Below are 19461 nucleotides of genomic sequence, written 5' to 3' on the forward strand. Positions count from 1 at the left end.
AGGAAGGCGGCCGAACGCGGCCGGGGACGTGCAGTCGGGAGGGCGTGGGCCGAACGGTCAGATGGCGCCGTCCGCAGCGAGTCGGTCAAGTTCACGCGGCGACAGGCCGAGCCGCTCACCGAGTACGGCACGCGTGTCGCGGCCGTGCACGCGGCCGGTCCAGCGGATGGCTCCGGGCGTGGCAGACAGCCGGAAGAGCACGTTCTGCATCCGGAGCGGACCCAGTTCCGGATCCTCCACCGTCGTGAGCGAGTCCAGGGCCCGGTACTGCGGGTCCTCGAAGATGTCCGCGATGCCGTACACAGGGGAGACGGCCGCCTCGGCCTCCTCGAAGGCGGCGATCACCGCGTCCCGGTCGCGGGCCGCGATCCACGACCCGACGTGTGCGTCGAGCAGGTCGGCGTGCGCGGCGCGCCCGGCGCCCCCGGCGAACCAGGGCTCGGCCGTCACCTCCGGATGTCCGACCAGTTTCATGACCCGTTCGGCGACGGACTGCGCCGAGGTGCTGACGGCGACCCAGGCGCCGTCCCGGGTCGGGTAGAGGTTGCGGGGGGCGTTGTTCACCGACCGGTTGCCGGTGCGCGGCGGCACGGTTCCCAGCTGGTCGTAGGCGGTGGGCTGCGGGCCCAGCAGGGTCAGGAGTGGTTCGATGATCGCGAGGTCGACGACCTGGCCCGGCCCGTTGTGCACGTCGCGGTGGTAGAGCGCGGTCTGCACCGCCGAGGCCGCGACCAGTGCGGCGACCCCGTCGGCCAGCCCGAAGGGCGGCAGCGTCGGCGGGCCGTCCGGCTCGCCGGTCAGCGCCGCGAAACCGCTCATCGACTCGGCGAGGGTGCCGAAACCGGGCCTGCGGGCGTACGGACCGTACTGCCCGAAGCCCGTCACCCGGGCGACGACCAGCCGGGGATTGGCACGGTGCAGCTCCTCGGGGCCCAGCCCCCAGCGCTCCAGGGTCCCCGGCCGGAAGTTCTCGATCAGTACGTCCGCCTGCGCGGCGAGCCGGAGCAGCAGCCCGGCGCCGGCAGGCCGGCTCAGGTCCAGGGTCACGGTGTGCTTGTTGCGGCCCAGCATCTTCCACCACAGCCCCTCGCCGTCCTTGGAAGGGCCGTGGGTGCGGGCCGGGTCGGGGCGGGTGGGGTGCTCCACCTTGACGACGTCCGCGCCGAAGTCGCCGAGGACCGTCGCGGCGAGCGGTCCCGCGAACAGGGTGGCGCAGTCCAGCACGGTGACACCCCGCAGCGGAGCTGCTGCCACGGGCGGGGCTGCGGGCGGAAGGGGGGTCTCCATCGGGGCTCACACACCTTCGGGGGATGCACGCGTGCCCGGGCACGCCATGCGGCTCACTGTCCACCACTGTTTCGCCTTGTGGAACGCTGTTTCGAAAAGCTAGCATGACCCGCCGTCACACAGAAGAGAAACGCTGTTTCCCCTGAGCCCACGGAAGCGGAAGGGAGGTACGGGTGGCGGCGCCCGAGAGGCTGCTGCCCGGCCTGTCATGTCTCGTTACGACCTGCTCATCAAGAACGGCACGCTCGTCCAGCCCCACCTCGGGGAGATCACCGCCGACCTCGCCGTGCGCGACGGGAAGGTGGCGGCGCTCGCCGACCGCATCGACGCCGCCGACGCCGCCGAAGTCATCGACGCCACGGGGCGGGTGGTTCTCCCCGGCGCGGTCGACGCCCACTTCCACCTGGGCATCTACCGCTCCCTGGAGCAGGATGCCGCGGAGGAGACCCGGTCCTCCCTGGTCGGCGGCGCGACGAGCGTGCTGTCCTACTTCCGCACGGGCGAGCACTACCTCAACCGGACGGGCACCTACGGCGACCTCTTCCCGGAGGTCCTCGCGGCGGTCGACGGCCGCTGCCACACCGACTACGGGTTCCACCTCGCCCCGATGGACACCGCCCAGATACGCGAGATACCCGACCTCGTGGCGAAGCACGGGGTCAGCTCCTTCAAGTACTACATGTTCTACAAGGGGTACAACCTCGCCGCCGACTCCCGCGACGCCAAAGGCTTCCGCATGGCCGCGGACGGCGAGGAGTACGACCTCGGCCACCTCTACCAGCTGATGGAGGCGGTCGCCGCCGCCGGAGCCGCCCGCCCCGCCGGCCGCGTCTCCCTCTCCCTGCACTGCGAGCAGTCCGAGCTGATGCGGCTGTTCATCGACCGGGTGCGCAGCGCGGGCGACCCCCAGACCCTGCGCGCCTACCACGAGGGCCGCCCGCCGCTGACCGAAGAGGTTGCCATCGGCGAAGCGGCGACCCTCGCCCGCGCCACCGGCTGCCCGGTCAACCTGCTGCACCTCTCCAGCGCCGCAGCCCTCGCCGGCGCCCGCGCGGCGCGCGCCGCCTCCCCAGGCCTGGACCTGCGGACCGAGGTGACCCTGCACCACCTGTGCCTGGACCACGACAGCCTGGACGCGGCCGGCCGCGGACTCGGCGCCAAGGTCAACCCGCCCCTGCGCACCCGCGCGGACAACGACGCCCTGTGGGAGGGCGTCCTCGACGGAACGGTGGACTGGATCGCCTCCGACCACGCCTGCTGCATGGAGGAGTCGAAGGGCGACGCCCTGTGGCCTGCCCTGCCCGGTTTCGGAGGCACCGCCCTGCTCTACCCGATCCTCCTCTCCGAAGGCCACCACAAGCGGGGGCTGCCGCTGCGCCGCGTCGCCGAACTGCTCTCCGCCAATCCGGCTTCCGCATACGGCCTCAAGGGAAAGGGCTCGCTGATGGTGGGCGCCGACGCCGACCTGGTGGTGGCCGACCTCGACGCGGTGCACACGGTCACCGCCGAGCTCCTAGTGTCCGGGCAGGACCACTGCCCCTTCGAAGGGCAGGAGCTCCGGGGCTGGCCCACGGTCACCGTCGTCGGCGGCTGCGTCGCCTACCGGGACGGAGCGGTCACCGCCACCCCCGCGGGCCGCTACCTGGCCCGCTGAAACCACCGGCACCCGCCGACCGGCGCCCAACGGCCCGCACCCACCCACCAGCCCTCACCCACCCCCACGCCACGCGCCCACGCGTGCCCGCCGACCCGCACGCGTTGACACGGCGACCGTAGGACCCCGACCATGACCGGGCGGTCACCCGGCCGCCCGGTCACCCCGTCGGGGAGCGCGCATGCCCACCACCACCTGGCTCCACCTGCCTCCCGACCGGCGCGAGCGGATCCTGGTCGCCGCGATGGACGAGTTCGGCACCCACGGCTACTCCACCGGCAGCCTCAACGTCATCGCCCGACAGGCGGGTGTCGCCAAGGGGTCCCTCTTCCAGTATTTCGCCGGGAAGCTGGACCTCTTCACCTACGTCGCCGAGCAGACCTCCCTGCGCATCTTCGAGGCCATGAGCCCGTGGCTGGAGGGCTACCCGGGGGGCGGACCGCGCACCGACGGGTCTGCTGCCGCCCGGGACTTCCCCACGTACCTCGTCGACGCCATCGACGCGTGGGTCTCCTACTTCGAGGCGCACCCCCTGGAGCGGGGGGTGACGGCGGCCACCAACCTGGAGATCGACCCCGTCGTCCGCCAGGCCGTCCTCGAACCCGTCCTGCACCTCTACCTCGCGGGGCTGCGCCCCCTCGTCGAGAGGGCGCTCGCCGCAGGCGAGCTGCGACCCGACACCGACGTCGACGCGCTGCTCTCCCTGCTGCTCCTGCTGCTGCCCCACACCGCCCTCGCCTCGTCCTTCCCCGCCGTCGCCGGCCCCGTCACCCTCCCGCGGGGGGACCGGGCCGCGCGCATCACGGCGATCGGACGGCTCGTGCACCCCGTCCTCGCCGGCTTCCTCCCCTCCCACACACCCGGCTGATCAGCGGGGATCCGCCCTGCCACCCCGCCAACACCTCACCCGCGGCGGGGCTTTCGGCATGCCCTGGACCGGTCCGACGCGCGCCGAAACAATCAACTCCGCACCGCTTGACGCCGTGACCCCGCTCGGGCCCAATGGGACCGCTGGAGAAACACCGTTACGACAGTGGAAACGCCCGCCTTTTACGGGCAGGTCAGGCGACGCCGCGACGCCACGCGGCCATCCCCCTTGGGAGTCCCCATGAGCGCCACCTCGCACAGGCGTACCACCCTCCCGCGCACCTTCTTCGCCGCCGCCCTGGCGGGCGCCGCGATCCTCACCGCCCTCTCACCCGCCACGGCCGCAGAGCAGACCTCCGCCGGCGTGGTGAAGGTCTCCAACACCGTCGACGTCCGCTGCGCCTTCCTGATCTACAAGCGCGCCGGAGACTGGTACTTCCCGGCCGGCGCCGCCAAGGGCACCGTCTGGCTCCAGCACGGCTTCAGCCGCGCCAACGACCACCTCGAGGACATCGCCCGCCGCTACGCCGCCGCCGGCTTCATCGTCTTCGCCCCCACCCTGCCGTCCTCCGACACCTTCGGCTGCACGGTCTCCAACCTCGGCAACAACACCGCGTTCCTCAACAACGTGGCCGACCTCTTCGGCAAGGCAGCCGACCCGAACGACAAGCTCGGCCGCAGCTTCGCCGACGCCGCGGCCAAGGCCGGCCGCCCCGGACTCCAACTGCCACCGAAATTCGTCTTCTCCGGCCACTCCGCCGGCGGAGAAGCCGTCAGCCACGTCGCCAACCGGCTGCGCACCCAGTACCCGACGGCCTTCGCGCGCCTGGCCGGCCTCGTCCTCCTCGACCCCGTCAACTCCTTCACCGGGCTCACGATGGCCAACGCCCTCAACGGCCTGAACACCACCAGTCTGCCGATGCACGCCATTTCGTCGCCGCCCTACCTCGCCAACGGGCAGGCATCCGGCACCAGGGAACTGACCACCGACGTCCACCGCGACTTCCTCGGCGTCCGGCTCAGCACCGGCTCGCACTGCGATGCTGAGGGCGCCAGCACCGACGCACTCTGCGCCGTGCCGAACGGCGCCCCCCAGGCCGCCAATGTCGCCCTCCTCCAGGAGTTCGCCGCCACCTGGGCCGCCGACGACGTGAACGGTACGGTCACCGTCACGCACCGCCCCGGCGGCAGCCGCTACGAGTCCCTGCGCGCGGCCGGCACCATCCAGACGCTCAGCGGTTCCTGATCGCCGACCGGTGCCGGTGGCCGCCCCCCGGCCGACGGGGGCGGGCAACGGCGCCGGGTTAATCTGTGCAGGTGGACATGACCGACCCGCGAGACGACGAGGGCCCCGACGCGCACCGGCACGGCGTCGCCGAGGCGCAGCTGCTGGCCATGGCCCGCCACCTGCGCAGCGTCCACAGCGAGATGAACGGCCTGATCCACCGCTTTGCCGACGAGACCGGCCTGCACGCCACCGACATCCAGGCCCTCGGCGCCATCCTCGACGCACCCACCCCCCTGACCCCCGGGCGGCTCGGCCAGCACCTGGGCCTGACCTCCGGCGCCGTCACCGCCTGCCTGGACCGGCTGGAGAAGGCGGGACACGTACGACGTGTACGCGACACGGCCGACCGGCGGGTGGTGCACCTCCACTACGAACCCACCGCCCGCAAGGTGGCCGCCGACCATTTCCGCATCCTGGCCAGGGCCACCCTGCGGGCCCTGGAGCGGGCCGGCGAGGACGACGCCTCCGCCGCCCTGCGGTTCCTTGACCTCCTCGTCCAGGAGATGTCCGCGAGCGGCGGCCGCCCCGAGCGGACCTGACCGCCGCATCCCTCCCGCAGGACGGGCCCCCGGCGCCGGCGGCTGCTACGCCGACGCCTCGCCGTCGAGGATCCGGTCGACGGTGCGGTGGGCGCGGGCGCGCTCCGGCGGCCGGTCCAGCAGCAGTGTGTCGAGCAGCAGCGGCGAGATGATCGAGGAGACGGCGTCCTCCCGCTCGCTCTCGGCCAGACCGAGGGGAGCGAGAGCCGAACGGAGCGGCTCCAGCAAGTCGTCCACGTAGCGGCGGCGCAGCTCACCCATCGCCGGGTCCCACGTCGCCGCCGCGACGATCGCATGCAGGAAGCCGCTGACCGGTTTGTCGCGCAGGCGGTCGCAGAGCGCGTCCACCACGGCGTGCAGATCGGCACGTGCCCCGCCGGTCAGAACGGTGCTGGGCCGCGGCGCGATCCGCACGAGCGCCGCCAGCACGGCGTGGGGCGTGGGCCAGTGCCGGTAGACCGTCGACCGGGAGACCCCGGTCACCGAGTGCAGCCGCTGAGCGGAGAGTGCCGCAGCTCCCTCGGTGAGAAGCAGGTCCAGGGCGGCAGTCAGTACGACGGCCTCGGTATCGGAAGTGGGCCCCGCGGGGCGGCCTGGTTGCGTCACCGAATTGACGATACATCTTGTAGCGGATTCGATTTACCGCTACGTTCCGTACCGGAAAGTCGAGGACCGTACACCGCACACCCCGCAGACCCGAAGCCGGGCACCCCCGGAGCCCTGGAGTTCCGGACATACGAAGCGGAAGGAACCCCGATGCGACCGCACGTGGAACTCGTGGACGAGCGCGATCTGATCTGGCACACAGCAGAGTTCGAACACGCCGAGGGCAGCGCGCGACAGCGCAACCTCAGCTACGACGAGGAGGACGGATCGGCATCGCTGAAGGTCCGGTTCACCACTGACTGGTCGCGACCTGCGGGAGTCCACCACGCCGCCACCGAGTGGTACGTCCTCTCCGGGCGCGTCACCATCGGTGACACGGTGCTGGAAGCCGAAGGCTTCTGCATGGCCCCGGCCGGTGTCCTCGTCCCCGCCGTCACCGTCGAAGCGGGTACGGAGATCCTGCTCTTCCGGGAGTACGGCGACTGGCGCTTCGACCTCGCCGACTCCGACCGTGAAGGGCTGCGCCCGGACCGGAAACTGGTCCTCCTGCCGACCGCGCAGATGCCGTGGACCGACGTCCGTGACGGCAGCCCCATGCGCTTCGACCTCGGAGGGACACCCGTTCCCGGCCTCTACATCAAGATGCTGCACCGGGACGAGAAGACCGGGTTCTACACCAGGCTGATCAAAGCCAAGCCAGGGTGGCGCGAGGAACCGCTGGCCCACCACCCCTGCACGGAGGAGGCCTACTGCCTCGACGGCGCGTTCGACTACAACTACGGAAAGATGTGGCCCGGCACCTACTTCTGGCGCCCCGCCCTCATACGGCACGGCGACTTCACCGCCGACGCGCAGCACGGCTGCATGTGGATCGTGCGGTCGGACAGCGACCTCGTGGACTGGTACACCTCCGACGCCCGCGTCACCATGGAGGGCACGGCCACCAACTGGGGCCCGGAGTACCCGCACAGCGTTCCACCCCGCTTCGTCGAACCGGTGCGCTCCCGCAGCATCGGCCCGTGGGAGAGGCCCTCGTACCAGTAGGCAGTGGACGCAGCCCGGCCCCGGCCCCGGCGCGCAGAGCAGGCTCAGCAGGGACGGCCGGTCAGGTCGCGTAAGCCGGCCGCATGGTGGCGTACCACGACACGCACACTCCCTCTCTCAGCTCCGGCTCTCGAAATGTTCAACAACTCCGCACGTTTGAAAGCTCCGGCACGGTGAAGACGGTTGTTAACACCGGCTTTATTCATCGAGGTAGGAGAAGCGCATGGGCATCATCGCCTGGATTCTGATCGGACTGCTCGCGGGCTTCATCGCCAAGGCCATCATGCCGGGCAAGGACCCGGGTGGCGTCATCATCACCATGCTCATCGGCATCGCGGGCGGTCTGCTCGGCGGCTTCCTCGGCAAGGTCATCTTCGGCGTCGACTCCATCGACGGCTTCTTCGACCTGTCCACCTGGATCGCCGCCATCATCGGCTCGGTCATCCTCCTCGCCGTCTACCGACTGGTCACCGGCAACAAGCGACACCACAGCCACGCCTGAACGACCTCGTACGACCCGGACGAAACGGCTCCCCCTCACTACCGAGGGCGGAGCCGTTCCGCTGTCACGAGCAGCCCGGGCCGCTGCTCTCCCGGTGGCGGCACGGTGCTCCGGTGCGTGCGATGCGTACGGGGCGATGCAACATGCGTAGGGCGACGCCCCGGGGGTAGGCGGGCGGGACTGCCCACGAGTGGAGGAGGACCTTGATGCCGGCCCGGTCCGTTCCAGAGCGCGACGCCGCGCCTGAATGCAAGGCCCTCCTGGGCGGTCGCTACCGGCTGCAGAGCCCCCTGGGATCCGGCGGTACGGCGGACGTCTTCCTCGGCGTCGACGAACTGCTGGGCCGCGAGGTGGCCGTCAAGGTGTTCCGTACGGGCGCCGACACCATCACTGCCGACCGCTTCTGCGACGAAGCCCGCACCCTGGCCCGCCTGTCCCACCGCGCCCTCGTCACCGTCTACGACGCCGGCCGCCATGACCACAGCGCCTTCATGGTGGCGGAGTTGATCCGCGGCGTCACCCTGCGGACCCGGATGGACGCCGGCCCGCTCAGCCCCGTCCAGGTCACGCGGATCGGCGCCGACATCGCTTCAGCCCTCGACCACGTGCACGCGCACGGCGTCATCCACCACGACGTGAAACCCTCCAACATCCTCCTGAGTGCGGAGGGCTCCCCGCACCTGGCCGACTTCGGTCTGTCCAGAACCGTCCATGACGACTCCCGCAGCGCCCCCGACACCCTTGTCGGCACCCTCGCCTACATGGCGCCGGAACAGTTCCTCGGCCACGGCGCGAGTACGGCCAGCGACATCTACGCCCTGGGACTGACCCTCCTCGAAGCCCTCACCGGCCACCGGGAGTTCCAGGGCACGCCCGTGGAAATCAGTACGGCGCACCTCCTACGCCAGCCCCGGATACCCGCAGAGGTCCCGGACGAGCTGGCCCGCCTGCTCAGGACCATGACCGATCAGGCCCCCGCGGCACGCCCCGACGCCGCCACCGTCCACCAGCGCCTGCAGGACATCGCCCAAGGCCCCCGCCGTCCCCACGCCGCACCGAGCGCGGCGCTCACCGGCCCCTCGACACAGCGCCCCTCTTCGCCGCCCACTGCCGCTCGCCCTACGCGAACGCCGGCACGAGCCGAGAGCAGGGCCATCGGGCGGCGGCAAGCAGCTCTCCTGACTCTCGCAGCCGTGAGTGTCGCGGCCGGCTGCGCGTCGGTGATGGGCGGCATGACAGCAGGTAGGGAAACACCCGCCGCCGTTCCGTCGGTGTCGAAGAACACCGAGGCGACTGGCCGGGCAGATGCTCCGAGCAAGCAGCCCGCGTCGCCTCCCCCCGCCTCTGCGCCGCCCCCGCAAGCGCCCGTCGCTGCGCCCTCCACCCCGGAGGAACGTGAGGCGTCCACCCGCCCCGCCGCTTCGCACTTCGCTCCACCCACCACCGGCCGCGCCGGGAAGACTCCTGAGCCCGCGAAGACGAAAGAGGTCTCCGGAAAAGCCAAAGGAAAGAAGGACAAGGAGCGGTAGCGCCCCTTTTGCGCAGCAGCCATAACAGGTCGCCACCTACGCAGCGGGGGAGTGGGGCTGGGGGGCGGGACCACTTTCGCTCATCGAGGAGCACCGACCGCACTCGTAGCTGCCGCTGCCGCTGCCGCTGCCGTTCACGGGCGCCGCTTGAAGTGGCCGTGCCGGTGGCGCCTGTACAGCAACCAGATGCCAACGAGGATCACCACTCCGGCAAATGCCCAAGGGAACCACGGTGGCCCGTCCGGTCGTGCGTCCTGGGCGAGCTGGGCAAGGTCCTGCACATGCAGAGGCATCGACGTCATGCTGCGCCTTGTACCCCCGGGGCGTGAGGACACGCCGCGTACCTCAACCCCGGCCCAGAGTGGGCCTGTCGGCGCGGCCCCTGGGGAGCCTTGGCACGTGGTTGCCTGCCGGCCGCTCCTGCGCGCCGTACGACCACACCCGACAAACCCTCATCGGCGCAGGCCCTATGAAAAAACCCACACGCATACTCCTCGGATATCAGGGCACACGGTGTCCTCACGCCCCTGCCCGCTTTTCCGAACGGACCCGCCCCGCATGCCCCTATGGCTCACCGCGCTCACCGTCCTCGGCGCCTGGACCCTCACCAGCGCCGTCCTCGGCCTCGTGCTGGCGCAGCACATTCACCCTTCCCGCAGTACCTCCACCTCGGGCCGGCCGCTCCACTCCCTTACTACTTCTGAGTCACCCCCACGATGATGTAGCCTCCGGAACCGCTTGATCCATTTCGCTACTTGCTCTGACCAGGAGAATTCATGCTTCCCCGCATCGCCGCCACGATCGCCGTGCTTGAGAGAGGGAGATCAGGCGAGGACTCTGTCGGCCGTATGACTGGAGCCACCGACCCCACCCATGTCGCTGCGACCGGCCGCCCGTGCCCAGGGCGCATACGGACGGGGGGTTCACTGGTCTCTTGAGGTTCCGGATCGGACGCCCCACCAACCCGCCCACCAACCCGCCCGCTCACCCGCACCCACAGGACCATGCGCCCCAGCCGGCGTTCCCACCTCCCTCGGGCAGCTCCGAGCAGACTGCCGAGCCGCCCCTGTCGGCCCACGAGACAGCACTGATACGAAGCTCCGTCTCGGTCGTCGAACCCCTCGCCGCCGATATGACCGTCTACTTCTACGCAATCCTCTTCGCCCGCTACCCCGAAGTCCGTCCCATGTTCCCGTCGGGAATGGACGCCCAGCGCGGCCGATTGCTGCGCGCCCTGTTGCGCATCGTGGACTTGGTCGACGACCCGGACAACCTGGTCCGCTTCTGCGGCCATCTCGGACGAGACCATCGCAAGTTCGGCACCCTCAGTGCCCACTTTCCCGCCGTCGGAGAATGCCTCCTGGCCTCTCTCGCCCGCTACGCCGGCCCGGCCTGGACCGCGGAGACCGCCGCAGCATGGACCAAGGCGTACGGTGTGGTCGCCGACGTCATGATCAGCGCGGCGGAGCAGGACGAGGCACAGCGGCCCGCAGTCTGGCCCGCCACCGTGGTGCACAAGGTCCTGCGCGGACACGGCATCGGCGAGGTCACGGTGCGACCCCACTTGCCCTACCCGTATGCCGCTGGACAGTACGTCAGCCTCGAAACGCCGTGGTGCCCCAAGCAGTGGCGGTACTACTCCCCGGCCAACGCCCCCCGTCCAGACGGCACCCTCACCTTCCACGTACGCGCGGTGGCGGGCGGCTCGGTGAGCGGCGCACTCGTGCACCGCTCCTCCGTAGGCGACGTCCTGCAACTCGGAGCGCCCATGGGTGACATGGTGCTGGACGCCGCCGTCCACAGCGACCTGCTCTGCGTGGCCGGCGGGACCGGTCTCGCACCGATCCGCGCGATCGTCGAGGAAGTGGCTCGCCGGGGCGGTCGCCACAAGGTAGACCTGTTTCTCGGCGCCCGCACCGGGGCCGAGCTGTACGGGGTCGACGACATGCTCCGCCTGGCCCAGCAGCACCACTGGCTGTCCATCAGAGGCGCCGTCTCCCACGAGTACATTCCCGGCATCCGGGGATCCCTGCCGGAGGTTCTCGCCGAGTACGGCCCGTGGTACCAGCACGACGTCTACATCAGCGGACCGGCGCCGATGGTGGTCTCGGCCAGCGAGACCCTCACGCTGCACGGCACCCTTCCGGACCGCATCCACCATGACCCCTTCGAGACCCCCGTGCTGTCCGCTCCGTGAGTGGTGTGCCAGCCGATCCTGCCAGGAGAACAACCCCATGTCCCTGTCCCCACAGTCGTTCGGATCAACGGGTGAACGCCGACTGCAGAAGCACCTCGGCAGCTCCGACCGCGCCAACCGGTTCTACGACCAGCAGGTCCGAGCGTGCCTCACGACCGAGATGCGGGAATTCATCGGGCGCCAGAGCATGGTCTTCCTGGCCACCGCGGACTCGCACGGGGAATGCGACGCCAGCTTCCGGGCAGGGCCTCCCGGTTTCGTGCACGTACTGGACGAGCGCACCCTTGCCTACCCGGAGTTCCGGGGCAACGGAGTGCTCGCCAGCGCCGGCAACATGACGGAGAACCCCCACCTCGGCATGCTCTTCGTCGACTTCACGCACGACCACGTCGGCTTGCACGTCAACGGCACCGCTCACCTCTACTCCGATGTCGAGCTCCGCTCGTCACACCCCGGCCTGCCCACCGACGTCGCTCCCGGGCGCGGCCCCGAGATGTGGGTCCACCTCACCGTGGAAGAGGCGTATATCCACTGTTCCAAGTACATACCGCACCTCGTGCCGGGCGCCCGCGTCGCCCCTGCCGCCGACCGCCCCCGGGACGCGGACTACTTCACCGGCTCCCCGGCGGCCCCGGCTGCATGGAGGCCTTGACACCGAGACGGGGGAAGCCGGTCGGGCGGATTACCGTCTCCGGACAGGCCATGTCGCTCGCCGAGGAGGTCCGCAAGCCACTTGGCTGCGCCGGTGTGGTCGGCCGCCGCAGCCCGCTCGCCGAGCGCGGCTGCCCGAGTCCTCCCGCGGCGTTGCCCGCTGACCGGTCATCGGCTGAAGTGCCGCCGGAAATGGCTGGTAGGTGCATGACAAGTCGGTGGGGTGCGGGGCTACTTTCTGAAGGCTCCGGAGGGGCTGCCGTCCGAACGCACGGGCCACAGGCGGGCGGTGGCGGCGTCTCCAGTGCCCCGGTTCCGCCGAGGAGCCGGGCCCCCCACGTAGGAAGGGAGACGGCCATGTCTCTGGGTACCTGGCTGAAAGTCGGCACCTCCGCCGCCGCGATGGTTCTCGCGGCGGCATCCGCTGCTACCGCAGCGCCCGCGCCGCTACCGGACGGCGCCACAGCGGTAGTGACGCTCCGTTACGACGACAGTCGGGCCGGCGGCTGGGAAGCGGCCATCACGGCGGGAGTCGCTGCCTGGAACGCGAACGTCAGCAACGTGCGGCTGGTGGAGGCCGCGCCCGGGGTGCGGGCCGAGATCGTCATCGTGGCCACCACCGGCTGGCCGCAGGCGACCCTCGGTCCGGTCCGCCCCGGACGGCAGGTGCGGGTGGAACTCGGCGCGCAGGCTGTGAGCGACGGGTACGACAAGACGCGCATCGCCGCGCACGAGCTGGGCCACAGCCTGGGCCTCCCGGACACCAAGCCGGGACCGTGCTCCCAGCTGATGTCCGGATCCAGCGCCGGTACGGCCTGCACCAACGCCGTGCCCAACGCGACCGAGCGGTCCCGCGTGCAGAACGCGTACGCGAACGGACTCGCGGCAACCGTGCCCACCGACGGTCGGGTACTCATCGACGCCCCCTGACCGGCCGGGCAGGGTCGGCGGGTGGGCCGGTACGGAAGCCTGATTGGGCGGGACCCCCGGCAGGCGACCGTGCCGGCCCACCGCCGCGCCATCATCGGAAAGCAGCGTCGGGCGCGGGCGCAGGCCCCGTCCCGAGAGAGCCGTCAGTCGGCCATGAGGATGTCATGCAGACTCACCGCGGGGCGCCCAAACATGTCGGTGAGCGTGCGCTGCTGGCGCTCCGTCAAGGAGGCAACGAAGACCACGGCGTCAGCGTCGGCTGTGGCACACGCCAAAGCCGCCTCCCGGACCTTCCCGTAGGTCAGCAGAGTCCGCGAGGAGTAGGGCAGACCCATCGTCCGAACCCCGCCGTTCGAGACGCCTCGTCGTTGCACCAACTGCGCGACGACCCGTGCGCCGTGCGCCGACAGTGCTGTGGCTGCCGACGCCATGAGCGTGGCGAGGTCCTTCTGTTTCGCGGAGAAGTAGCCGACCAAGACCACGTCGGCCCCCGCAGCAGGCAGGCGGAACGCCGGACCCTTGGCCGGCGCTGAGGGCACGCGGCGGGCAGGGCGCCGATCGCGCCGTCGTGTCTGGTGCATGGACCGCAGGCTAGAGCCTTGGCTCACTGCAGCGACAGCGATGTCCAGGAGCGGCCAAGGACGTGGACCGGCCGAGTCGAGGCAGCCGACACCTCGACGCACCCGTCCGGCACCTGCACGTCCGTCAGCGCCCGTCGGGCGGGCGTGGCCGGTCACCGACAGCAGGTGACCGACCGCCGGGCAGGTCAACAGGTCGGCAGGTCAACAGGCTGGCAGGTCGGAATCCAGAAATCCACAAATCCACAAATCGGGGAATCCGGGAAACACATGGCGACGGCCGGCTCATGAGATGCGGAGCGCGATGACGGCGAAGTCGTCGCCGGGCGGGGTGGACGCGTAGGCGGTGACGGCGTGTTCGAGTGCCGTCACCGTGTCGGCGGCGGATGAGTGGCGTGTGCCGGCGAGTACGTCGCGTACACCCTGCTCGCCGAGCATGGCGGAGCCCGAGCGGCGCTCGGTGACGCCGTCGGTGTACATCAACAGGAGGTCCCCGGGGTGCAGTTCGTCCTCCGTCGTGTGGAGCACAGGGTCTGCGAGTATGCCCAGGAACGTGCCGGCTCTGCCGAGCGGCACGATCGTCCCGTCCGCTCGGCGCAGGAGCGGGTGGGGGTGTCCGCCCAGGGCCAGACGCAGACGTACGGGGGTGGTGGTCATGTCGAGCTCGGCGTAGGCGGCGGTGCAGAAGCGGTTGGCGGGGCTGTCGGCGAGGATTGCGGTGTTGACGGCTTGGAGGGCGGAGCGGGGGTCGGGGTTCCACCGCCTGGCGGCGCGTGCGGTGTGGCGTACCAGACCCGTCAGCGCGGCGGCTTCCGGTCCTTTTCCGCAGACGTCACCGATGGCCAGGGCCCAGGTGGTGGGGCCGGTGGGGACGATGTCGTAGAAGTCGCCTCCGACAAGGGTCCCCTGGTCGCCCGGGTGGTAGCACGCCGCCATGTCCGCCCCCGGAATGTCCGGCAGGTCGGGAGGCAGCAGACTCTGCTGCAGGTAGTGTGCGACCTCGCTCTGGAGGCTGAACCGGCGAGCCTGGGCGACGGCCTGTGACGCCCGGCGCGCGAGTTCCTGCGCGAAGGGGATGTCGCGTTCACTGAGCACGGACTGCGTGGGAGTGGCCTGGATCAGGACCATGGCGCCGATGACGGCCCCCGCATGCGTCATGGGTACGGCCAGCCAGGAGGCTGCGGGCATGAGCTCGTGCAGGGCGGCGCGGTGTTCCGGGGTGCGGGCGAGCCGGTCCAGCGTGCCGGCGACGTCGGTGACGAGTTCATGCTCCCCGGTACGAATGACGGCGCCCACCCCGCCCTCGGCATCCAGGCGCGGAGGGAAGGCGTTGAGCATGGCACGCAGGGCCCGTTGCTGTTCCTGGTCCCGATGAGCGAGGGCGGCCAGTGTCGGCTGCCCGGTCCGCCTGTCGATGACGTGGATGAGGCAGCCGTCGGCGATCTGCGGGACGACGGCTGCCACCAGGTTGTCGAAGGTGGCGCCGGGATCGAGAGAGGTGGCCAGCACGGCGCTGACCTCGGCAAGGGCTTCGAGTTGCGCCTGCTTGTCCGAGGCCTCCTGTTGCAGACGTGTGCGTTCGATGGCCTGCGCACACTGCCCGGCCACAGCGGCGAGGAAGCTGCGCTCGGAGTCGGCGAAGTCGTGCCGCACGTCGAAGTGGAAGCTGACGGCGCCGAACAATCGAGTCTCCACCGCCAGGGGTAGGACGGCGGTCGCATGGTGCCGGTCGGTGAAGAACGGTGCGGCCTCGGGGAATGCCCCGGTCCGCTCGTCCGGATCGGCGAAGAACAGGGGGAGGCCGGTCCTGGCGGTGTGGGCCATGGGGAAGGGCGCTGTGACGCTGAAAGATGCCGGAGGACGGGTTTCCCGCTCTTGATCGTGGAAGTGCCGCACGGTGTACTGGTCGCTGCCGGCTTCGTTGAGGACTGCGGCGCCGACCGTCGCCCCGACCGCCGGCATGATCTGTTCGATCAGAATCGCCATGACCGAAGCCAGCGAGCCGGCCAAGGCCAGAGCGGCGGTCACCTGCGCCAGCAGCTCCGCCCTCAGCACGCGCTCGCTGTTGTCACGCAGCACCCATACGAGGCGGTCCGTTCCCACGCGCGTGGCCTGGTACTCGTAGTCCGCTGCCCGGTAGGTACTGGCCTGGGTCCACAGGAACGCCCCCTGCTCAGGCCTCCCGGTATCCAGAACCCGCATGCACGCTGCGAAAGATCCGTTCTGTACCATTTGGGGCCACAGTTCGCTGCACAGTCCGCCCAAAGGGGCGCGCCGGTCCGGCTGGCCGGCCCGGGCGGCCGCGTTCATGTACTCCAGCCGCATGTCCACCGCCGCTCCGCTCGCGTCCCGTACGGCAACGGAGACGGTGACGGCGTCCGGCAGGCACTCGAAAACCTCTGCCAGACCGGACTCGGTCAGCTCCCGCTCAGGCGGTACGTCTGAGAAGGTGCCGACCGCCCTCTGTCCTGACCTGGCCATCTGTCGTATCTCCCGCTGCTCCGCGACGCCGCAGAACAGTGGATACGTTCTGAGTCGTTCCACCTAAGGCAACTGTTGCCTCATGGCAAGTGTTGCACGGCGTTCGTGCAGGGGAAAGCAACCGGGGCGGAACTTGACCCAGCCGTGGCAGGAGGAACCCGGACCGTTGCCGCGGGAGGGACAGCCAAGAGCGTGGCCGACGGCGCCGCACACCGGGGCGCGAGGACGATCCTGGCGGCCGGAGCAGAGCGTGCACCCCGCCCGCGGGCCCCGCCCGGCCCGCGGCCGAGGCGTGGGTGACCAGCAGCCGAACAGCTCTTTCAGCGCCGGCCGTGCACGGGTCCACAGCGCCGAGTAGGGGGCGCGAACGAGCACGCGAGACCGCTGTCGGACGGGCGGTCTACCCGGATCCGGATCCGGTCCGGGGCCCGGGGTCCGGGGTCCGGGTAGACCATCATCCGTTCAGCAGCGGTTCCGACTCAGCAGCCGCCGCAGTTGTAGAACGTCACGTCCCAGTGGTTGCCCTCATCGGCGTAGACGTTGCCCGCGCCGGACTTCCACTGCGGGGCGCCGTCACCGCGTACGCCGATGTAGGTGAACGTGTTCTTGATGTAGCTCCCGACGCATGTGTACTTGCTGAAGTCGAGCTTGTAGCCGTTCCAGTGCGAGTACGTGCCGCCGGCGTGCCCGGTCTCGGTGCCACCGGTGATGTTCAGGGCGCAGCCGCTGGCGCTCTTCAGGGTCTGGGCGCCTTGCGCGCTGGCAAGGTTGAGCTGCTCAAAGGACGTACAGCTCGGGTTGTTGCGGTCGGAGCAACCGCCGGACGAGGACCAGGTGATCCCAGAGCTGCGGAACATCGAGGTCGCGGTCGAGTGGCTGATCTTGGTGGCTGCGTGGGCGTCGGTCGCACCGCCGACGACGCCCACGCCGGGAGCGAAGAGCGCGCCGAGGATGAGCGCGAGGGCGGTGACCAGCCCGCGGAGGGTCTTTCCTCGGAGGCGGCCGGCGGTCGTGAGGCCCGCCTCGGGACGGAAGAGCGACTGCGGAGGCTTCATATGCTTCTCTCCTGGTGCGGATTCGGCAGATGGGTGCGGAGGCGTGGGAAGTCGACCAGGGGGTCTACCCGCGTCGACTGACGAGCGCGGAAAGCCCCGGGCGCGGCCCGGGGGAAGATCAGACGGCGGAGCGGAAGGCCGGCAGGTAGCCGCCGGAGTGGCCCGCGGCCGTCGGGTGGTAGCTGTTGGAGACGGGCACCGAGACGCTGTGGAGCCAGGCGGCGCTCGAGCAGATCTCGTGGCCGGTGAACTCGTCCACGACACTGGAGTAGGCGAAGCCCGCGTTGGCGGCCTGCTTGGCGAGCATGCCGTTGAGGGCGTCGCTGCCCCGGTTGATCGCTGCGCGCTCGGTTTCGCTCAGCCCGGCGATGCAGCTGCCGTTCAGCTGGTAGAAGCGCGGGTAGCCGAGTACGACGACACGAGCCTGCGGGGCCTTGGTGCGGATGGCGCCGTAGAGGGCGGAAAGACTGCCGGGCAGGGTGGTGTTGACCTGGGCGACGGCCCTGTCGACCGCGCTGACGCAGGTCGCTTCGCTCTGCAGGACGCAGGTCTGCATGACGCTCGCGAATCCGACGTCGTTACCCCCGGCCGTAACGCTGACCAGGGTGGTGGTGCTGTTGAGGGGGGTCAGCTGGCTGCTCTTGACCGTGCTGGTCGTCGCGCCGGAACAGGCGGTGAAGACGAACGAAGCCGGGGCATTGGCCGCCGCCCACAGGGACGGATACGCCTTGCTGCTGCGCTGACAGCTGCCACTGTCGGACAGGTAGCTGCCCGCGCCCACGCCGGAGGAATAGGAGTCGCCGAGAGCCACGTACCGCGCGCCGGCTTCCACGGCGGCGGAGGCGGGCTGGGCAAGGCCGATGCTCGCGGCCGCGAGGGCCAGCAGGACAGGTAGGGCCCGTCTTAGCGTGCGCATGACAAATGACTCCTTGGAGTGTTGTGGGGAACAGGAGTTGTTGAAGCGTCATACTTGTAGCAGCGATCCCCGCCTGCGCGATAGGCGTAGGACACGCCCGATTTCCGTGCGCTCAGCGCATCGACAACGACCGACGCGCACCACAACAGCCCATCCCGGACGGTTTCGCACAGCGGCCCTTCACCAAGGGACAGGGGCGGGTACGAACGCGCATGCCCCGACACTGCTGTCACGAACGCCGGGGGCGGTGAGGGGCGCGGCCGGGCAGAGGACCCCTGCTCGGCAAGAACGGTCGGGACGCCCCCGGCAGACGGCCGCGCCCCCGATCGGCGCTCCGGCCACGCTCAAGCCCGGCGCGTACAGCCGTCCAGGCGTGCTGAACCCCTCGCCGGCCCGCCGGCCCGCCGGCCCGCCAGCCCCGTCCGGCTCGACCGTGCCCACTCCCGGCGTGATCAATGCCGTCCGCCCAGCCGAACCAACCACACCACCGCGCCGATTCCGAGCGAGTGCGCCCCCTCCGAAAGCGACTCCGCCCGGGCAAAAGCACTGCACATCAACAGACTCCGACACCACCGAATGCCGCGCGTGGGGAGTCTGCGCTTCTGCAGGCCATGGCGAAGTCATGAGGACGATGCGTCACGCATATGTTAGCCAAGAGGCGGGTCGCGGCGGCACCGGCAGCCCATATTGGTGCACGCATCAACACAGGGCCCGACAGATCTGCATTTGGCGTGGGCCGCGATCTGGACTGAGCCACCCAGGAAGGGAAGCCACGACGCGGCAGGCCACCTATACGCAGACGGCATGTCGCACGCATACGGCAACCAGGCGACGGCACAGCGGGACGGCAAGACCCGGGGCTACACCCGCCCCGTGACCGCTTCGGCGCCGACGCCAAGGTCTGCACATGGGCACACTGGAGATGCGGTTCTGCAATAGAGTTCGCCCGTGCCGCCTACGCGCGCTCTGCTCCATGCTGGCGGCCCAGCTGCCTAAGAACTCCTAACAAAATGGGTTGGGCGTGTCCTCTGTCTGGGTGACGCCGTTGGGTGTGCGTGGGCAAGCGCGATCCTCAGCCGTGGGTGGTGGACGACGAGTTATGGGCTCGCATCAGGCCTCTGCTGCCGGTGCGGCATGGTCGGCATCGGTATCCGGGCCGGAAGGCTCTGGATGATCGTCAGGTGCTGTGCGGGATTCTGTTCGTCCTCTTCACCGGGATCCGGTGGGAGTGGCTGCCGGCCGAGCTGGGCTTCGGGTCGGGCATGACGTGCTGGAGACGACTGCGCGACTGGAATGAAGCGGGTGTCTGGCAGGCCCTGCACGAGGTGATGCTGGCC

At 70.2% G+C, this 19461-nt stretch carries 17 protein-coding genes; 11 read left to right on the plus strand and 6 right to left on the minus strand.

Features of this window, described 5'->3' with window-relative positions:
* Nucleotides 1-57: 57 nt before the first annotated feature.
* Nucleotides 58-1287, minus strand: a complete 1230-nt coding sequence (locus tag ACLJTM_RS16340; RefSeq protein ID WP_411104293.1) for a CaiB/BaiF CoA transferase family protein — start codon at nt 1285-1287, stop codon at nt 58-60.
* A 208-nt stretch (nt 1288-1495) separates the two neighbouring features.
* On the opposite strand from ACLJTM_RS16340, the gene ACLJTM_RS16345 reads away from it, so the two are divergent.
* From ACLJTM_RS16345 to ACLJTM_RS16360, 4 genes are all read left to right on the plus strand, one after another.
* Nucleotides 1496-2941: a dihydroorotase gene (locus tag ACLJTM_RS16345; RefSeq protein ID WP_411104294.1), complete on the plus strand. Its 1446-nt coding sequence runs from the start codon at nt 1496-1498 to the stop codon at nt 2939-2941.
* A gap of 181 nt (nt 2942-3122) precedes the next feature.
* Nucleotides 3123-3809 (plus strand): TetR/AcrR family transcriptional regulator, encoded by a 687-nt coding sequence (locus ACLJTM_RS16350; protein WP_411104295.1) that lies wholly within the window; start codon nt 3123-3125, stop codon nt 3807-3809.
* 240 nt (nt 3810-4049) lie between these two features.
* Nucleotides 4050-5054 carry an alpha/beta hydrolase gene (locus ACLJTM_RS16355; protein ID WP_411104296.1) on the plus strand — a complete coding sequence of 335 codons (1005 nt, stop codon included), beginning with the start codon at nt 4050-4052 and terminating at the stop codon, nt 5052-5054.
* A 77-nt stretch (nt 5055-5131) separates the two neighbouring features.
* Entirely contained in the window at nt 5132-5635 is a 504-nt protein-coding gene (locus ACLJTM_RS16360; RefSeq protein WP_411104297.1) for a MarR family winged helix-turn-helix transcriptional regulator, read from the plus strand.
* Nucleotides 5636-5680: 45 nt separating this feature from the next.
* Here the strand turns inward: ACLJTM_RS16360 and ACLJTM_RS16365 are convergent, their stop codons facing one another.
* Nucleotides 5681-6241, minus strand: a complete 561-nt coding sequence (locus tag ACLJTM_RS16365) for a TetR/AcrR family transcriptional regulator (RefSeq protein WP_411104298.1) — start codon at nt 6239-6241, stop codon at nt 5681-5683.
* A 150-nt stretch (nt 6242-6391) separates the two neighbouring features.
* On the opposite strand from ACLJTM_RS16365, the gene ACLJTM_RS16370 reads away from it, so the two are divergent.
* The 6 genes from ACLJTM_RS16370 to ACLJTM_RS16395 all read left to right on the plus strand — a co-directional run bounded on the left by ACLJTM_RS16370 (nt 6392) and on the right by ACLJTM_RS16395 (nt 13094).
* Complete coding sequence (locus ACLJTM_RS16370) at nt 6392-7285, plus strand: DUF4437 domain-containing protein (protein WP_411104299.1); 894 nt, start codon at nt 6392-6394, stop codon at nt 7283-7285.
* 223 nt (nt 7286-7508) lie between these two features.
* Nucleotides 7509-7787 (plus strand): GlsB/YeaQ/YmgE family stress response membrane protein, encoded by a 279-nt coding sequence (locus ACLJTM_RS16375; protein WP_411104213.1) that lies wholly within the window; start codon nt 7509-7511, stop codon nt 7785-7787.
* 206 nt (nt 7788-7993) lie between these two features.
* Nucleotides 7994-9316 carry a protein kinase domain-containing protein gene (locus ACLJTM_RS16380; protein WP_411104300.1) on the plus strand — a complete coding sequence of 441 codons (1323 nt, stop codon included), beginning with the start codon at nt 7994-7996 and terminating at the stop codon, nt 9314-9316.
* A 934-nt stretch (nt 9317-10250) separates the two neighbouring features.
* Nucleotides 10251-11513 carry a globin domain-containing protein gene (locus ACLJTM_RS16385; RefSeq protein ID WP_411104301.1) on the plus strand — a complete coding sequence of 421 codons (1263 nt, stop codon included), beginning with the start codon at nt 10251-10253 and terminating at the stop codon, nt 11511-11513.
* Nucleotides 11514-11550: 37 nt separating this feature from the next.
* Nucleotides 11551-12165, plus strand: coding sequence for a pyridoxamine 5'-phosphate oxidase family protein (locus ACLJTM_RS16390; protein WP_411104302.1), 615 nt, complete (start codon nt 11551-11553; stop codon nt 12163-12165).
* Between the two features lie 356 nt (nt 12166-12521).
* On the plus strand, nt 12522-13094 hold the full coding sequence (locus ACLJTM_RS16395) for a snapalysin family zinc-dependent metalloprotease (protein WP_411104303.1): 573 nt from the start codon (nt 12522-12524) through the stop codon (nt 13092-13094).
* Between the two features lie 143 nt (nt 13095-13237).
* On the opposite strand, the gene ACLJTM_RS16400 is transcribed toward ACLJTM_RS16395, so the two are convergent.
* The 4 genes from ACLJTM_RS16400 to ACLJTM_RS16415 form a co-directional block, all read right to left on the minus strand.
* On the minus strand, nt 13238-13675 hold the full coding sequence (locus ACLJTM_RS16400; RefSeq protein WP_411104304.1) for a hypothetical protein: 438 nt from the start codon (nt 13673-13675) through the stop codon (nt 13238-13240).
* A 282-nt stretch (nt 13676-13957) separates the two neighbouring features.
* The gene (locus ACLJTM_RS16405; RefSeq protein WP_411104305.1) at nt 13958-16153 is read right to left on the minus strand and encodes a SpoIIE family protein phosphatase; all 2196 of its coding nucleotides are present in this window, start codon (nt 16151-16153) and stop codon (nt 13958-13960) included.
* A 479-nt stretch (nt 16154-16632) separates the two neighbouring features.
* Entirely contained in the window at nt 16633-17208 is a 576-nt protein-coding gene (locus tag ACLJTM_RS16410; protein WP_411104306.1) for a hypothetical protein, read from the minus strand.
* Nucleotides 17209-17326: 118 nt separating this feature from the next.
* Nucleotides 17327-18124 (minus strand): SGNH/GDSL hydrolase family protein, encoded by a 798-nt coding sequence (locus ACLJTM_RS16415; RefSeq protein ID WP_411104307.1) that lies wholly within the window; start codon nt 18122-18124, stop codon nt 17327-17329.
* Nucleotides 18125-19206: 1082 nt separating this feature from the next.
* Here ACLJTM_RS16415 and ACLJTM_RS16420 point away from each other — a divergent pair.
* On the plus strand, nt 19207-19461 hold a 255-nt coding region (locus ACLJTM_RS16420), incomplete at its 3' end, for a transposase (RefSeq protein WP_411104333.1).

It is taken from the genome of Streptomyces sp. cmx-4-9, from assembly GCF_046548835.1.
Classification (GTDB): domain Bacteria; phylum Actinomycetota; class Actinomycetes; order Streptomycetales; family Streptomycetaceae; genus Streptomyces.

What these genes read in the sequence shown, in the direction of transcription:
- ACLJTM_RS16415 (WP_411104307.1), bottom strand. Translation starts at nt 18,124, where the DNA reads ATGCGCACGCTAAGACGGGCCCTACCTGTCCTGCTGGCCCTCGCGGCC.
- ACLJTM_RS16340 (WP_411104293.1), bottom strand. Translation starts at nt 1,287, where the DNA reads ATGGAGACCCCCCTTCCGCCCGCAGCCCCGCCCGTGGCAGCAGCTCCG.
- ACLJTM_RS16370 (WP_411104299.1), top strand. Translation starts at nt 6,392, where the DNA reads ATGCGACCGCACGTGGAACTCGTGGACGAGCGCGATCTGATCTGGCAC.
- ACLJTM_RS16355 (WP_411104296.1), top strand. Translation starts at nt 4,050, where the DNA reads ATGAGCGCCACCTCGCACAGGCGTACCACCCTCCCGCGCACCTTCTTC.
- ACLJTM_RS16375 (WP_411104213.1), top strand. Translation starts at nt 7,509, where the DNA reads ATGGGCATCATCGCCTGGATTCTGATCGGACTGCTCGCGGGCTTCATC.
- ACLJTM_RS16400 (WP_411104304.1), bottom strand. Translation starts at nt 13,675, where the DNA reads ATGCACCAGACACGACGGCGCGATCGGCGCCCTGCCCGCCGCGTGCCC.
- ACLJTM_RS16350 (WP_411104295.1), top strand. Translation starts at nt 3,123, where the DNA reads ATGCCCACCACCACCTGGCTCCACCTGCCTCCCGACCGGCGCGAGCGG.
- ACLJTM_RS16410 (WP_411104306.1), bottom strand. Translation starts at nt 17,208, where the DNA reads ATGAAGCCTCCGCAGTCGCTCTTCCGTCCCGAGGCGGGCCTCACGACC.
- ACLJTM_RS16405 (WP_411104305.1), bottom strand. Translation starts at nt 16,153, where the DNA reads ATGGCCAGGTCAGGACAGAGGGCGGTCGGCACCTTCTCAGACGTACCG.
- ACLJTM_RS16360 (WP_411104297.1), top strand. Translation starts at nt 5,132, where the DNA reads ATGACCGACCCGCGAGACGACGAGGGCCCCGACGCGCACCGGCACGGC.
- ACLJTM_RS16380 (WP_411104300.1), top strand. Translation starts at nt 7,994, where the DNA reads ATGCCGGCCCGGTCCGTTCCAGAGCGCGACGCCGCGCCTGAATGCAAG.
- ACLJTM_RS16345 (WP_411104294.1), top strand. Translation starts at nt 1,496, where the DNA reads ATGTCTCGTTACGACCTGCTCATCAAGAACGGCACGCTCGTCCAGCCC.
- ACLJTM_RS16395 (WP_411104303.1), top strand. Translation starts at nt 12,522, where the DNA reads ATGTCTCTGGGTACCTGGCTGAAAGTCGGCACCTCCGCCGCCGCGATG.
- ACLJTM_RS16390 (WP_411104302.1), top strand. Translation starts at nt 11,551, where the DNA reads ATGTCCCTGTCCCCACAGTCGTTCGGATCAACGGGTGAACGCCGACTG.